Source organism: Novosphingobium sp. NFX11, assembly GCF_057376415.1.
Map to the genome: position 1 here is coordinate 89,681 of NZ_CP080385.1, position 15,210 is coordinate 104,890.

Annotated in this window: 11 protein-coding genes and 4 pseudogenes; 5 read left to right on the forward strand and 10 right to left on the reverse strand. The window is 62.5% G+C overall.

Features of this window, described 5'->3' with window-relative positions; all coding sequences use genetic code 11:
* Window positions 1–4 precede the first annotated feature (4 nt).
* The 3 genes from KZO24_RS18225 to KZO24_RS18235 are packed head-to-tail and all read right to left on the reverse strand — an operon-like array spanning window position 5 to window position 1,682.
* A complete protein-coding gene (locus KZO24_RS18225) occupies window positions 5–544 on the reverse strand; it encodes a fimbrial biogenesis chaperone (protein ID WP_486487516.1) in 540 nt (179 codons plus the stop codon).
* A gap of 17 nt (window positions 545–561) precedes the next feature.
* Window positions 562–1,089, reverse strand: a complete 528-nt coding sequence (locus KZO24_RS18230; protein ID WP_271183158.1) for a Csu type fimbrial protein — start codon at window positions 1,087–1,089, stop codon at window positions 562–564.
* 35 nt (window positions 1,090–1,124) lie between these two features.
* Window positions 1,125–1,682, reverse strand: a complete 558-nt coding sequence (locus KZO24_RS18235; RefSeq protein ID WP_370424454.1) for a Csu type fimbrial protein — start codon at window positions 1,680–1,682, stop codon at window positions 1,125–1,127.
* Window positions 1,683–2,073: 391 nt separating this feature from the next.
* Here KZO24_RS18235 and KZO24_RS18240 point away from each other — a divergent pair, with 391 nt between their 5' ends.
* The 3 genes from KZO24_RS18240 to KZO24_RS18250 all read left to right on the forward strand — a co-directional run bounded on the left by KZO24_RS18240 (window position 2,074) and on the right by KZO24_RS18250 (window position 4,101).
* On the forward strand, window positions 2,074–2,748 hold the full coding sequence (locus KZO24_RS18240) for a response regulator transcription factor (protein WP_271183137.1): 675 nt from the start codon (window positions 2,074–2,076) through the stop codon (window positions 2,746–2,748).
* A 97-nt stretch (window positions 2,749–2,845) separates the two neighbouring features.
* A complete protein-coding gene (locus KZO24_RS18245; RefSeq protein WP_486487517.1) occupies window positions 2,846–3,850 on the forward strand; it encodes a sensor histidine kinase in 1,005 nt (334 codons plus the stop codon).
* Window positions 3,733–4,101, forward strand: a complete 369-nt coding sequence (locus tag KZO24_RS18250; RefSeq protein WP_486487518.1) for a sensor histidine kinase — start codon at window positions 3,733–3,735, stop codon at window positions 4,099–4,101. The genes KZO24_RS18245 and KZO24_RS18250 overlap by 118 nt, the downstream gene beginning before the upstream one ends.
* Window positions 4,102–4,301: 200 nt before the next feature.
* Here the strand turns inward: KZO24_RS18250 and KZO24_RS18255 are convergent, their stop codons facing one another.
* On the reverse strand, window positions 4,302–5,012 hold the full coding sequence (locus KZO24_RS18255; RefSeq protein ID WP_271183135.1) for a hypothetical protein: 711 nt from the start codon (window positions 5,010–5,012) through the stop codon (window positions 4,302–4,304).
* 637 nt (window positions 5,013–5,649) lie between these two features.
* Between KZO24_RS18255 and KZO24_RS18260 the strand changes: the two genes are divergently transcribed.
* Entirely contained in the window at window positions 5,650–5,793 is a 144-nt protein-coding gene (locus KZO24_RS18260; protein WP_271183134.1) for a hypothetical protein, read from the forward strand.
* 294 nt (window positions 5,794–6,087) lie between these two features.
* On the opposite strand, the pseudogene KZO24_RS18265 reads toward KZO24_RS18260, so the two are convergent.
* Together KZO24_RS18265 and KZO24_RS18270 are read right to left on the reverse strand one after the other, a co-directional pair.
* Window positions 6,088–8,227, reverse strand: a pseudogene (locus KZO24_RS18265) (TonB-dependent siderophore receptor).
* 124 nt (window positions 8,228–8,351) lie between these two features.
* A pseudogene (locus KZO24_RS18270) lies at window positions 8,352–8,786 on the reverse strand (transposase); the annotation flags it as partial.
* A gap of 269 nt (window positions 8,787–9,055) precedes the next feature.
* Between KZO24_RS18270 and KZO24_RS18275 the strand changes: the two are divergent.
* A pseudogene (locus tag KZO24_RS18275) lies at window positions 9,056–9,451 on the forward strand (IS5 family transposase); the annotation flags it as partial.
* A 70-nt stretch (window positions 9,452–9,521) separates the two neighbouring features.
* Here the strand turns inward: KZO24_RS18275 and KZO24_RS18280 are convergent.
* The 4 genes and pseudogenes from KZO24_RS18280 to ptsP form a co-directional block, all read right to left on the reverse strand.
* Window positions 9,522–9,773: pseudogene (locus tag KZO24_RS18280) on the reverse strand (transposase domain-containing protein); the annotation flags it as partial.
* Window positions 9,774–10,060: 287 nt separating this feature from the next.
* Window positions 10,061–10,822, reverse strand: coding sequence for a GntR family transcriptional regulator (locus KZO24_RS18285; protein ID WP_271183130.1), 762 nt, complete (start codon window positions 10,820–10,822; stop codon window positions 10,061–10,063).
* A gap of 104 nt (window positions 10,823–10,926) precedes the next feature.
* Window positions 10,927–12,651 (reverse strand): N-acetylglucosamine-specific PTS transporter subunit IIBC, encoded by a 1,725-nt coding sequence (gene nagE / locus KZO24_RS18290; protein ID WP_271183129.1) that lies wholly within the window; start codon window positions 12,649–12,651, stop codon window positions 10,927–10,929.
* Between the two features lie 8 nt (window positions 12,652–12,659).
* Complete coding sequence (gene ptsP / locus KZO24_RS18295; protein ID WP_486487519.1) at window positions 12,660–15,197, reverse strand: phosphoenolpyruvate--protein phosphotransferase; 2,538 nt, start codon at window positions 15,195–15,197, stop codon at window positions 12,660–12,662.
* Between the last annotated feature and the right edge of the window lie 13 nt (window positions 15,198–15,210).

A 15,210-nucleotide genomic window follows, 5' to 3' on the forward strand; every position in this document is an offset into this window, starting at 1 on the left:
CACTCTAGCGCGGGAGCCGAGCCTGCCCGATCCTTGGCCCGATCCCTTGCGGACCGGGCTTCGTCGCCCGTTCCGTACGTGAACAGGGGGAGCGAATAGCGCATGCGGAACTGGATCGCCGCTGCGGCCTGCCTGGGCTCCCCGTGCCCGGTTGGGCCGGTGTATCGGCAATCGGAATCTCGTCGATAATGACGCGATAAGACCGCTCGCCATCGGAGGGAGGAGCGATCCGGGTCAGGCGGATGAGTTGCTGCTGGCCGGCCTCGATACGCACCATCGGAGGCGTGCCCGTCACTTCCTTCTGCTCGACGAAACGCTCGTCGCCATCGATCTGCTGCCAGCCGAAAATGCGGATCTGCATCAGGATCGGCCGCGTACCGGGGTTTTCGAGGCGCAACGGCGTGGCGCGCTCTCCACTCTCGATCACAGGGTTGACCGGCCAGATGACGACCGAATTGGTACTTTGTGAATACGCAAAATCGGGCAGGAGCAGGAAGATGCCGAAAACCGGAAGTCGTCGCAGAACTGTGAAGAGCCGCATCATAGTGTCCTCAGTCCATCCTACCAGCTCAAGGTCACTGTCACCGTATCGGTGTAAGTGCCCGGCGGAGTATTGCCCGGAAGCGTCAGTCGCCCGTAGATCGGCAGCCGGACATCGTTCATGTTGGCGGACGTCACTGTGATGCTGGTCGGCTGGGCGATCCCGATTACCTGCCCGCAGGCGGCGTCCGCGCAAAGGCCATATGCCAGCCGGTTGGAGGTTGTCCCCAGTTGCAGGGTGCGGCTCGTCGCCTGATGCAGGCCGCCGTCGATCGACATGGAAAGGCTTACGCCTGGCGTGCAGCGCAGGGTTATGGTCTGGGACGCGGACAGGCTTGCCTGAACCGTGGACGTGGCCAGGGCGGGCTGGGACGTGAACGTCAGGGTTCCCATCGTTCCTGCATTCCCGCTCATCCCCACACCATCGACGGCGCATCCAGGCGACACGGTCGCGGACACCGCGAAAGTCCTGCTCGTTTCGGCGTGGGCCTGCGTGCAGGAAAAAAGTGCCAGAGTCCCGACCGCGAGCACCAAGTGACGCGAGAACATATTCATGTGGACCAACTGCCGTTCGCCTGTCTCGATCAGGCGCCGAAAGTAATCGTCACCACGACGACGTCGTTGTAGGTGCCCGTGATCAGGCCTGCGGCACCATAGGCGGTTCCATAGACGGCGACGTTCTGCGCGCTGCCATCGGTCGCCAGAACGATGGGTGTGTTTGCCACGATCGGCGTCGTGCCGCCCGCGTCACTGTACAGGTTGTACGTCACGTAACTGGCTTGCGTCGTGTGCTTCATCGATCGGGTGCCGGTGGTGCCGGTGTTGCTCGATCCTGATCCTGCGGAGTTGCCGCCCGAGAATGAAATGCTTGGTGCGGTGCCATTGCTGCACTGAATGGCGATGCCGTTGCCTGCCGTACCGAGGAGTTCTGCCGTCGCCTGCGTGAAGTAGGTGTTCTGCGTGCCGAAGTTAAGCGTGCCAAAGTCAACGTTCGTTGTTGCATCAGGTACAACAGTATTGTTGATTCTGCATGCAGTAGTGAGTGTGATCGTGGCGTTGATGTTTCCGGTTATGCTCGCGTTTGCGGGAGAATTGACCCCGACAAAAGCAAGAATTGCGAAACCAGTCACAATTTTTTTCACAATGCAGTCTCCCAAAGGTACCTTCTGTGCGTGTACTGCAAATTTTGGCATGCAACTCCTATAAATTTGTTAAAATAACATTCACAATGGTTCTATTAATAATTACGTATACTTCTGAACATTCCAGTCGATACTTTCTGGATTGCAATCGACCTGACCTTCGGCTTGTAATTGCTTCATGCGATTGGGAAAACTGGTTTCGCGATGTGCCGCTTCCCTGCCTGAAGCATGGCGTCCAGATTAATGCTGGCGGCTGTCGAGATGCGGAGGGATGCGCAAAGCCGTATTTCCAACGTTGATTTTCCCCAATGTTTCTTCTCGGCGCTTATCGAGCCTCCGCAGCGAGGTAAGGTGAGTTGGGTCGGGGGAACTTCGCGCTAGAGACCGGCCGATGCGGATATTGCTGATAGAGGACGATGCCGAGGTAGCCGGCTTCATCGCCGAAGGACTTGCGGCGAACGGCCATGTCGTCCTGACCGAGCCGGCAGGCCGCCAGGGCCTGCGCCGCGCGCAGAGCGAGAATTTCGACGTCCTGATCGTGGATCGGATGCTGCCGGACATCGAAGGCATCGATCTCGTTTCGCAAATGCGGGCTCTGGGGTTATCGCTTCCGATCCTGATCCTCACGTCCCTGGGAGCGATAGAGGATCGGGTGAAGGGCCTTGGCAGCGGCGCGGACGATTACCTCGTCAAACCGTTCGCTATGGCTGAACTGTGTGCGCGGATCGATGCACTCGGCCGCAGGGGGCGCGGCGGGCTGAGCGACACCGCTGCTTGCGGGACGATCAAGATCGACCGCATCCGTCGCGAGGTATGGCGTGACGGGCAGCGGATCGTCCTCCAGCCCCGCGAATTCGAACTGCTGGAGCAACTGGTTCGCCAGCAGGACCGGGTGGTTTCGCGGGCGATGCTGCTGGAACAGGTCTGGCATTTCCATTTCGATCCGCAAACCAACATCGTGGAAACTCACATGAGCCGGCTGCGACAAAAGCTGAATGCCGGTTTCAGCCATGATCCGATCCATACGGTGCGCGGTGTCGGATACAAGCTGTGCAGTGATGCCTGACCTGCGATCTGGACGCCTGGGGACGATCACGCGCATCGCGGGTTGGTTCGTCGTCTTCTACACGATTGCGACGCTGGGGCTTGGCGCGGGCATCTACGTGATCGGCGAAAGCGCGTTGCGCGAACAACTGGACGATCGCATCCTGGCCGAGAGTGATTACCTCGTGCAGGTTCACCATCATCGGGGCATGGGAAGCCTTCGCGACACGCTGCAGCGCCGTGATGACCGCGGCGTCAACGCATTGGGATACCTGCTGACGGATCGCTCGGGACAGCGGCTTGGCGGAGAGCTGACGACCGATCAACCACCGAACGGCTGGGCGCAGATCGAGTTTCGCGATCAGGACGGAAAGCGCAACGTAGCCCGTTCGCTGACGGTCGATCTGAGGGATGGCAGCAACCTGACGGTGGCGATGGAACTGGCCCCGGAACGCGCCTTGCGCCGCACCACGGGGCTGCTCCTTCTGGCGGGGCTTGGCACGACGCTGGTGGGCGGAATCGCCGGCGGGGTTTGGCTGACACGGGCGATCCGCGCGCAGCTCAAGGCAATGAACACGACCGCGCAGGGCATCATCTCGGGCGACATGAGCCTGCGCATGCCTGTTTCGCAACCAGATGACGAGCTTGGCCAGCTTTCCGCAACGCTCAATACGATGCTGGATCGCAACAGCGCGCTGATCGAGAACTTGCGAGAGGTTTCGAGCGGCATAGCGCATGACCTGCGCACACCGCTCGCCAAAATCCGGCAGCGGTTGGAGCGCATGACCGGGCTGGTGCCGCGCGAAGGTGCCTTGAGCGATGAGGTTGAACGCTCAATCGTGGAGATCGATGCCGCTCTTTCTCTATTCAGCGCGCTACTGCGGATCGCCGAAGTGGAAGCGGGTGCGCTCAGGCAATACTTCCGGGTGTTCGACCTGGGTGCGGTCGTTGCCAACGTATGCGAAAGCTACATGGCCGTGGCCGAAGACAGCAAGAAGTCGCTGGCTTGCGATCTCGCCGGGGAATACAGGTACTGGGTGACGATGAACTCGTCTCGCAAGCGCTCGTCAACCTGCTTGAGAACGCCATACGTTACACCGCGCCCGGATCGTCCATCCGAGTGACGCTGGGCCGTGGACATGGGCGGGCGGTGCTGACCGTGACGGACGATGGCCCCGGTATTCCGGCCGGACAGCGCGACGTACTGACGCAGCGCTTCACGCGAGGTGACCGGTCGCGGGCAAGCCCGGGTTACGGACTTGGCCTCAACCTTGCCCGGGCGGTGGCCGAAGTGCACGGCGGGCACCTTAGCCTTGCCGACGCAAGGCCCGGCCTTCAGGTCGACATTGAGATACCCGCCGCTACCGGACACTGACGCGCAGCGCTGCGATCACCTGCGAAGCGTGATCCGGCTCCGCAAACCGTAACGATCGGAGCGCTTCCCGCCAGCTCCACTGTGCGACGCCCCTCATTGCGTTGATGCAAATGTCTGATCGTTCGAGCTTGGCGGCAAGTGCGTCCGCATTCCTGCGGATGGATGCGAGGGGAGCAGGATGGGGCCGGCATGGCAGGCCGTCACAGCTCGCGTATGATCCGCAAGCCGGCTTGCGGGCGCCACCCCAGCTCTGCATCGTGCGCGGCGCCGAGACCCGCCTGCAGGGAGAGATCGCCGCCCAGCTTGTGGTGCAACTGTGGCATGATGAGAGCCTCCTGGGCACGTCCTGATTTGAAATTGATCTCGAGGCCCACGCGGCTCGCTTTCGAGAGGTCGTAGAACGTAGATTGATTGAGCAGCAGGCGTCCGCCACCGTCGCGACCGGAGCTGACGTCACCAAGACCGACTATCGCCATCATGCTCCAGTGCTCGTCAAAGCGGAAGCCCAAGAGATAGAGCGCGCTGCTTTCCCAACGCGTGTTCTCGCGATTATAGAGGCCGAGATACTGGAGGCCGTGCACGCCCCTGCCGTTGGCAAGCGTACCGAAGGTTCCCTGTAGCCCGATCTTGTAGTCGGTGACGCGCGTGCCCTCGAAGGGCAGCTCCAGTTCAACTGCGAAGCCGTCTGCAACCGCCAGTTCGATCTCGGGCGCCCATTCGACGACCTGGTCCGGGCCGGAAAGGCGTGTCTGGGCAAGGGTATTGACCTCGAGCTCTCCGGCCCGCGCGCCCAGTGGGCGGACCATGTCGAAAACCATGGGTTCGGGAACGTCAGGATAATCGCCCGCATGTGCCGGACAAACCGACATGGTGAGGACGAGCAGGGACAGGGCCGCGATCAGCGAGCGCATCGTAAAGGTTTCTCCCTGGCAGAGCCCGGATCCTGGCTATCGTCAGAATTCGGCGGCGCGAGGCGGTGGAACCCGGCCGCTTTGCGGCACATGCATTCGATTTGACAGAGAGTTGGCGGAACATTGGGAAGAAGCAATGTTCCTCGATGGGCGCGGGGGCACATGACAGATGCCGGCTGCCCGACCTTTTCCTTGGTGGGCCGAGAATGCGGGCTGCCTAGCCATCGCCCGGAAGGCCGATGATCATACGCTTGATCCCGTCAGAAAAAATAGCCCTTGCGGTGTCACGCACGGGCCATCGTCAAGGTCTCTTCGGTTGTGTCAGAAGTCCTCGGAGATTGTCACGCCCGCGATGCGCAGGTCCGGCACGCCGACGACCAGCGAATTGTCGTTGGCGGCTAACAGCGTGCGTTCGAGCTTGGCGCTTGTCGCCCTCGACACTGGCTCCGGGTCCTCCGCTGAAATGCACCCCCAAACTCGTCGAAGGTGACGGTTGCTTACCCGGATGGCGCGCGCGGCTACGAAGTGAACCTCGTCATCGACGCCGCGCATCCGGGCCGCATCAGTTGGCGCCCGACGGTTCGCTGCAGGTGGAGACGCCGAAGCCGCCAGCTTCATCGACGTGCTATACCAGCAGATGAGCCGGCCGTTCCACATCATCGCTACCGTCGTATTCGCCTTTCACGACGATTTCTATGGCGCCCAGCGGTTGGCCTTCGTCGATTGGCGCGCGGTGCCGTCGCTCGACGGCGCTCCCAAGATCGCGCATGATCTTCTATGAGTAAGCCCGTGCGGTGACGCTCGCTTTTTCGGAAGCAAACGGTTTGCGGGCAGCTTTGAGGGCTTTGGCGGATCCCATGATTGGCCGCGACCATCTGGCACTCGACCCAGCCGATCCGAAGATCGGCGCCCGGACATCGGTGGATTTATCAAGCCTAGCAGTTTTTCGATCGGTTCTCGATCATCGCTGACGAGTCAACTGAGCTCTGCCTTCCTGCGCCTGCCATGCGAGGTCGAAGCATGCAGCCTCGCCATCGTGCGCAGTGGCGGCGCACGATGGCTAAGCGTAGCAGGATCAGAAGCGATATCCGATCGAACCCATCACGTTGCGCGGAGCCGCCACGAAGCAGTCGCCGCGCGCCAGGCAGGAGGCGTACTGAATTTCGTTGAGCAGATTCTGTCGCGTTAACCGAGAAGCGCCAGTTCTCCCAGGTGACTTCGGCCAGGGCATCGACGTTCGTGCGCGAGGGCGTGACTATGGACCAGGTCGGGCTGGTCGAGCGGCTCTTGCCGTTATAGGTCACGCCTGCGCCAAGGCGCAGCTGCGCGTCACCCGGGATGCCGAAGGTCTTGGTCGTCCACGCCGATGCGACATGGCGGGGCATATAGTCCAGACTGGTGTCGGTTTCGGACTTCAGCTTGTTGTAGCCGTAGTTGAGCAGCAACTGGAAGTCCCCAGGCAGTGTGTGACTTGCGTCGACTTCAATGCCCTTGGTGTTCAGCACGCCCGATTGGGTGGTCGCGTTTTCCGCCAGATAGAGCACGCGGTTCTGCTCCTTGATCTTGAAGGCGGTGACGGTGACGAGCGTGTGCGGCTCGGGCTGCCACTTGACGCCCGCTTCGTACTGGGTGCCGGTCAGCGGCTTGTACGGATCGCTGGGGATGCCGCCGGGCAGCATGATGGTGCCGGCCTGCGGCAGGAAGCTCTCGGTGTAGCTGAAGAAAGGCGAGAAGCCTGCACCCAGTTCGCCGATGATGCCCGCGCGGAAGGTGGTGGCATTGTCCTTCTGGCCCGAGGAGCCGGTCACGCGGTCGCGGCGGGCGCCGACGACGACCGAGACGCGGTCGAATGCGCGGATCTGGTCCTGCACGTAAATGCCAAGCTGCTTCTGCGATTCATAGGCGTACGGGCCGGTGGGATCGTAAGTCTGAAGCGCATCGTAATCGATGTCGTAGATGTCGATCTTTTCGATGGCGTCGAAATTGGGGGTGCCGTTTGCGTCGTAGGTGATGCCGGGCGTCGCCGCATAGCGCTTGCCCACCTTGTTCCAGCTATAGTCGATGCCGACCAGCATGGTGTGCTCGATATTGGCACTGGTGTTGAACTTGAACTGGACGTTGTTGTCCGTCGAGAAGACGTTCATCCGCGCGTCGCTGGCATCGGCATAAAGGCCGATGGTGCGGCCATACGTGCCGTACTGGGCATAGGGCAGGAACGGATCGGTCGGGTTGGAATAGCTGTCGGCGTAGTGGGTGTTGTATTCAAGGTCGCTGTCGATGTAGCGGGCCTTGAGACTGACGCGGACGCTGTCCGAGAAATTGTGAGTGATCGCGGCCCCGCCCTGCAGGGAGCGACCAGCGTAGCGGTCCCAGCCTGCCTTGCCGACGAAGGTGTAGGGATCGAGCTTGCCGCTCGGGTTGGCAGCGTTGGGCAGGAACGTGCCGACGATCGGCAGGAACTGCGAGGTCGAGCCGGTGTCGTCCTCCTGATAGAGCCCGGTCACCACGACGTTGGTGTCGGGCGTGGGCTGCCAGCGGATCGAAGGCGCGAACATAACGCGGTCGTCGGGTACGTGATCGACGTAAGTGTCGGCGTCGCGCACGCGCGCCACGGCTCGGATCGCAAGATTGTCGGCCAGCGCGACATTGATGTCGCCCATGGCTTCCTTACGGTCGTAGCTGCCGTAGACGACATTGAATTCGCCGCCTGTGCGGAATTCCGGCGTCTTGGAGACAAGGTTGACGATACCGCCGATCGAACCCTGGCCGAACAGCACCGAAGCGGGACCGCGCACGATCTCGACACGCTCGAAGTTATAGGGGTCCGAGGTGATGCTGGCGTAATAGGAGAATACGTCGCGCATGCCGTCGCGGAACTGCAGCGCGTTGATGCCGCGCACGCGGAAGCCATCAACGCGAGTGTCGCGGCCATAGGCATTGGCGAGCACGCCTGCGGCGTACTTCACTGTGTCGCTGATGCTGATCGCGCCCTGCGAGAGGTATTGCTCCGAGGTGATGACGGTAACCGGCTGCGGGACTTGGATCAGAGGTGTCTCGGTCTTGGTACCTGAGATAGCTCCAGTAACGATGATTTCGTCGCCGTCCGCCGCTGCGGTTGGGGTCTCTGCGGCCGGTTCCTCTGCATGGGCAGCGCCTGCCGTCATCACCGCAAAAGCTGCGGCACTACAAAGCGCGATTGAACGAACGGAAGACATACCCACCCTTTTGCAACGAAATCTCAATAACTGGGGTCGTTACCGCTATTGCGAATTATTGGCAATATGCGACATTCAATCTCCAATATCTGTGTTATTTGGGCAACACTAGAGTAGTTTTCGATTATTCTGTTTCGTAGCCACATGATCTGAAGTAGTTGGAGCATTCCTGGGGCTGGAAAATATCGACGAGTTTGCCGATCAAGCTCGACAGGCCATTGACGGTACGCTGGCCCGCTTTACGGAGCATGGCCTTGAGGCGGGAAAATGCTTTCTCGATCGTGTTGAAGTCGGGGCTGTAGGGCGGGAGAAAGCGCAGGTTGGTGGCTGCGGCCTCGATGAGCACTTGTACCGATGCGCGCTTGTGGCTCGACAGGTTGTCCATGATGACGACGTCGCCAGGCCGCAGTTCGGGGACGAGTACCTAAGCGACGTAGGCTTCGAACCAGTCGCCGTTGATCGGCCCATCGAGCACCATGGGCGCGACCATGCCGGTCATGCGCAGGCCAGCGACCAACGTGGAGGTCTTGCTGTGGCCGTGCGGTAAACCCATCCGCAAATCCGGCCGGAGTTCGAGCACATCCGCAAAAGGTATTGGGACAGCGCTTATGGCAGGCTACTTTTCGACGGCCTCCGGCAACCTCGCCGACGACATCGTCATGCAGTATCTCAACGAGCATACCCGCGAGAATAGCTGCAGCCTCGCCTCATGATCCTACCGAAGTCAGCTGGTCAGTCAGATGAGCGCAAAGTTCCTTTCCGAATCGACAAAGTGGATTTCCAAATGGGCTGAGTTCTGATCCAAGGCTGCTCTTTGCGGGAGTGGTAATGGCTCGTGGCGATCTGACGGACGAAGAATGGGACGTCATTGCGGGGCTGCTGCCCTCGGAGCGCGACCGCAAATTCCGTTCAGCGCATGATAGCCGGCGCTTTCTCAACGGTATGCTGTATGTGTTGCGGGTCGCCTGCCCATGGCGTGACATGCATGAGCGGTACGGCTTGTGGAACTCGATCTATGTGCGGTTCCGTCGCTGGGCCGAACAGGGCGTCTGGGATGCGATCTTGGCGACGCTGGTCGAACTGGGGCTGACGGACGACTGGCAACATATGATCGATAGCACCACCGTTCGCGGTCATGTTTCGGTGGTGGGCGGAAAAAAGGGGGCTCGTGCGCAGGCTTTTGGTCGATCACGAGGCGGCTTTACGTGCAAGGTCCACGCCCGCTGGTAAGCGGTAAAATCCCCCACGTGGCGGTGGAGCCGCCACGGCAGGTTTGGCGATGTAATTTCGGTGATCAAGCAGCGGTGGCGATGTTGCTCATTTCGAGCATGGTTTGCCCGGCGTTTGTATTGACCCAGTTGTATGGGAGCAGGTCGTCGATTGGATCGGTGTCGGAGCGGCTGATGATCCGGGCGAGCACATCGGAGAGGTAGGCGTAGGGCTCGAGGTCCAGCATCTTGCAGGTTTCGACCAACGAGGCGATCGCAGCCCAGTTTTCGGCGCCGAGTTGGTGGCCAGCGAACAACGCATTTTTTCTCTGGAGAGACCGCGACTTGGGTTTCAGGGGCTCGACCTCGATGATCGGCCCGCCGATGTGGAGGGCTACTCTTTTTCGTCCAGTTCGAAGTCGGAAATTCGACGCAGCCATTGCTGCAGCTAGATCATGATTTCGCACTTGGTGAAGTGCGATCCGAGTCAGCGGTGTGGGCTGAGGCCGAAAGTCACGTGGTTGTTCATCTTGCGGTCCAGATCGATCGTCTCGGGTGCCTTGAATGTGCTGCCGTCGCGGTTGGCGACCGTATTGGGGATCACGATGCGATCGTGGCGGGGGAATCAGGGGCTTCCCTGCTCGACGACCAGATCATAGGCGTCACCGCGATAGTAACAGTTCGTGACCTCGACCAGACGGCCGTCGGGCAGAAATGCGCGGCGCTCGATGGCCAGGCAGGGATCGCCCGCGGAAATGCCAAGCATCTCGGCATGTTCCGGGCTAAATCCCACCGATCGCAAGCGCTGCAGCGCGCGTACCGGACGGTTTCCCTCTGCGTCAAGCGCAGCGTATAGCGAGTCGTCGACGACATCGGGTGATGGTAGTGCCCAGCCCGGGACAACGGCATGTTCGATCGCCATCGTCTCGCCATCAGCGCAGCGGATGCGATTGAAGCGGAGTATCCGCGAACCCGGCGATAGGCCAAGCAGCATCGCCTCGTCCGGCGTAACTACGCCCTCAAGGCGGTCAATCCATATGTTGCTAGGTTTGCGTCCGCGCGTCACCATATCCTCGGAAAAGGAGGTCATGATGGAAAAGCTCTTTTCCACCCGCGTGCCCTGCTCGGGCTGGCGAAGCGCCGCGACGAAGGTGCCCGCACCCTGTCTCCTTTCGAGCATGCCCTCATCGACGAGGCCATCGATCGCTTTGCGCACGGTGACGCGCGACACGCCATATTCCTCGACGAGTTCGCGTTCGGTCGGCAGGGCGGATCCCGTCGCGATCCGGTGCTTCTCGATGGCTTCGCGGATGAGACGTTGGAGCCGCATGTAACGCGGCCCGGTGTCGCCATCGCGAAGAGGGCCAATCTTGTCCACGGCTGCCATAGGTCTCCTCTATGCGCCTGCGATACGCCGGGATGGGATCGGGACAACGCGATAGTGATTAGTATCGCATTGGTATTAAAAAGCTACCCGTTAGCATCGGCATATCAACTTTCGCTGTGCCAGGCCTTCATCGCTTCAGGTTCGAAAAGGAGGTGCCATCGCGATCCCACCAGCGCGCCACGGCGTAAGCCGTGAGCTGCGAGTGCATCAAGGTCGGGCCTTGCCATGGCTTCGACCAGCAGGCGACCGTGCGACATCCAGACGGCCGCATTCTCGCCTAGCGCATTTCGCACCCCTGCGGGCAGTCGCAGTGGATCGAGCGGGCAGGGGCCAGCCTGCGCTTTCGGCGGGGGCAGGGCGGTCGCCGCAACGCTTGGTCCGCTGCGCGAGGCATCGCGGATTTCATCTGCCACGGCATCCGCGATCGGGCCAAGCACGACCTGCACGCCATGGGCCGAAGGCCTGATGACTCCCTTGGCGCCCAACGCGCGCAGTTCGGCCTCGTCGATAAGCCCCTGTTCGGCCACCACCAGACGAAGGCGCGTCGTGCACGCCCCGATCTCGCGCAGATTTCCGGCTCCGCCAAGGGCAACGAGGAAGGCAAGACCCCGCTCGGCGGCTGGTCGCTCGCGCCTGTCCGAAGAATCTGCAAGATCCTCGCGGCCCGGCGTCTTGAGGTCGAAGCGCAGAATCGCCCAGCGGAACACGGCGTAATAGACAGCGAAGTAGGCCAGCCCCACCGGCAGCAACAGCAAGGGCTTCTGTGCCTTGCCCAGGTTGAGGATGTAGTCGAACAGTCCCGCGGAGAACCCGAAGCCGAGATGGACGTCCAGCGCCGACATCAGCGCCATGGATACACCTGTCAACACCGCATGAACCACGAAGAGCACCGGTGCGAGGAACATGAAGCTGAATTCGATAGGCTCGGTAACCCCAGTCAGGAACGAGGTTGCTGCGAGGCTCAGCAGCATGCCGCCGGTCGCTTTGCGTCGCTCCGGCAGGGCCGAGCGATACATGGCGAGGCATGCAGCCGGCAGGCCGAACATCATTACCGGGAAGAAGCCTGTCATGAACGCACCCGCGCCCGGATCGCCCGCGAAGAAGCGGCGCAGGTCTCCGGTCACGCCATGGTAGTCGCCGAGGACGAACCATGCGACATTGTTGATGATGTGGTGCAGGCCGGTGACCAGCAGCAGCCGATTGAGTAGCCCGTAGACGAACAGGCCCCATTCGCCGCTTGCCAGAGCAAGGCGGCTCATGCCGTCGATCCCGCCGTTGACGGCCGGGAACGCTGCTCCGATGATCCCGGCGATGACAATGCCCACCGTCCCGCTGACGATCGGCACGAAGCGTCGCCCGCCGAAGAACGCCAGGTATTCGGGCGCGCGGAAGTTGTGGAAGCGGTTGTAGGCGCTGCCCCCAATCATCCCCGAGACGATTCCGATCGGCACTGAGAGCCGTGCGATCTGTGACTGGCTCCATGCGCTCGCCAGTGCCGCCTTGACGTTGGCGGCATCGCTTGCGACGCTCGCCGTGACTTCCGGAGGGATTGCGAGCAACGCCCGCGCGCCTTCGCTAGCGACCAGGAAGCAGACTGCTCCCGCAAGCGGTGCGGCGCCGTTACCGTCTCGTGCAAAGCCGGTGGCTACTCCGATAGCGAACAGCAGACCGAGGTTCGCGAACATGGCATTGCCCGCCGCGCTGACGAACTCGAGTCCCAGAAGGTCGGGCTGGCCGAGGCGCAACAATAGCGCTGCCACCGGCAGCACCGCGATCGGCAGCATCAGGGCGCGGCCAAGGCCCTGCAGCCTCTGCCCCAGCGATCTCATCCAACCCGTCACAGTCCCACCTCTCTGAGCATTTCCGTCGCAAGCGCGCGGACTTCCGTTGCGCTGGCGGCGTCGAGAGCCTTGCGCGCCAGCGCCTTGCATTGCGCGTCCGTCACCGCCGCGAGCGACGCCTTGACCTCAGCTACCTGGCCCGGCGCCGCAGACAGTTCGCCGACGCCCAGTCCGACTAGCAGCCCTGCCGCCAGCGGATCGGAGGCAAGGCCCCCGCATACACCGACCCATTTCCCGAAGCGCTCTGCGCCCGTGCAGGTCTGCGCGATCAGACGCAGCACTGCCGGATCCAGCCCGTCGAGCCCTCCGGCTACCGCAGGGTTCCCGCGATCCATCGCTAGCGTGTACTGTGTCAGGTCATTAGTGCCGACCGACAGGAAATCACATTCGGCAGCCAGGCGGTCGGCCATCACGGCGGCCGCCGGTGTCTCCACCATTACGCCCAGTTGCGGAACGGCGATGCCCAGCGCCCGGGCCTCGGCGAGCAACACCTCTCGCACCGCGCGCAGTTCCTCGACCCGGGCGATCATCGGCGCCATGATCCGTATGTCGCCCGAAGGCGTCGCGCGCAGGATGGCGCGCAGCTGCGTTGACAGCACTTCTGGCCGCGCGAGCCCTACGCGAATGCCTCGCAGGCCAAGCGCCGGGTTTTCCTCTGCCGCGATCGGGAGATAAGGCGCGGGCTTGTCGCCACCGATGTCCAGCAGTCGCACGATGAGCGGCCGCCCTTCCAGCGCCTGTGCGATTGCGGCGTAGCACGCCATCTGCTCGTCCTCATCCGGTGCTTCGGCGCGGTCGAGGAACAGGAACTCGGTCCTCAGCAACCCGCAGCCTTCTGCGCCTTGCGCCAGAGCGGGCGCGACATCGTCGAGCTTGCCGAGATCTGCGAAGACCTCGATCCGTTTGCCATCTGCAGTCGCACCGTCACGCCCCGCCGCCGCGAGCGCCGCAGCACGGCGCGTTTCGCGCATAGAGGCGGCGGCTCGCGCTGCGCTCAGCCGTTCGGCTGGCGGATCGACTTCGAGCGTCCCCATCACCGTATCGAGCACGACCATGGTGCCGTCCGCGATCTCCAGCACCGCGCTGCCCAGTGCCACCAGTGCGGGTAGACCCCGACTTGCGGCAATGATTGCGACATGCGACGTCGGCCCGCCACGAGCGGTCGCGATCCCGGCGACGCCTCCCGGAGAGAGCGCCGCCACTTGCGAGGGTAGCAGGTCGTCCGCGATCAGGATCGCACCCGCAGGCGGCACCATCACCGGAGGCTCGTCGCCTGCGAGGCACCATTGCACGCGCAGGTCGAGGTCGATGAAATCCGCAGCGCGCTCGGCGAAACGGGCATCGCCGGTCGCACGCAGCCCCGCTGCCTCGGCATGGAGGACGCGCCGCCAGGCCGCTCCCGCGCTCACGCCATCAGCGATTAGCGCCTCCGCCGCTCCCGTCAGTTCCGGATCGTCGAGCAGTGCGAGATGGGCGCCGAGGATCGCTTCTTCTTCGGCATGCGCGCCCGCCGGACTGCAGAGCGCGGTTCGGACCGCGATCAGCGCGTCACGCAGTCGCGTCGTCTCGATCTCGGGACCCGCACTGATTTCATCGATCACGGGTTCGGTTTGAACCGGGCGCCAGACGGGGCCGACCGCTATCCCCGGCGACGCCGCTACGCCCGGCAGGGCTGCTCCTGCAGCCGGGACGGAAAATTCGGCGCCTGATACCGAGGTGATCGGTGCTCTGACGGCAGATTCGGCAGGAAAAGGTGCGCCTTCTCCCATGCCGCTCTCGATCATCTGTACAAGCTGGTCGAGCACCGGCTCTGCGTCGGGACCACTCGCCAACAAAGCGACTGTGTCTCCATGACGCACAGCGAGGCGCAGCATCGCGGTCGGGCTGGCCAGAGACGCTTCGCGGCCTCCGACAGCAACGTGAACCTTCACCGCAGCAGCAGTACGCACTATTTCGGCCAGTCTTGCGCACGGACGGGCGTGTAGCCCATGGGCAAGGGGAATTCGAACCTTACGCTGCAGCCTGGCTTCCGGCGCTCGGCCCGTATCGAGGGGCTGATCCGACGATGTGGCCTCGTCGCGAACGAGACGGGCCAGCGGCTCGCCTACTTCGATCGTGCCGAAAGGCGCAATCCACTCGATCGCATATCCGGCCGGTTCGGTAACGAGCAAAGGCGTAACGAGACTGCGCGTCTTGCCGACGACTTCGTCGAGGGCGACGCGCAAGAGCGGCTGTCCTTCATCGACATGCGCGCCGATGCATACCAGCGGTGTGAACCCGGCTCCGCCCAGGCGCACCGTGTCCAGGCCGAAATGGAGCAGTAATTCCACGCCTTCACGCAGACGCAACGTGACGGCATGCCCCGCTTCGTGAAAGCCGATGACTTCTCCCGCAGCCGGTGCGTGCAGCACTTCGCCGAGCGGGTCGATGGCCACGCCTTCTCCCAGCATGCCTCCGGCGAAGACCGGATCGGGAACTTCGTCCAGCGGGCAGAGCCAGCCGGAGAGCGGTGCGCTGAGGGAAATGGACGGCATCTCGGTTCCCGGC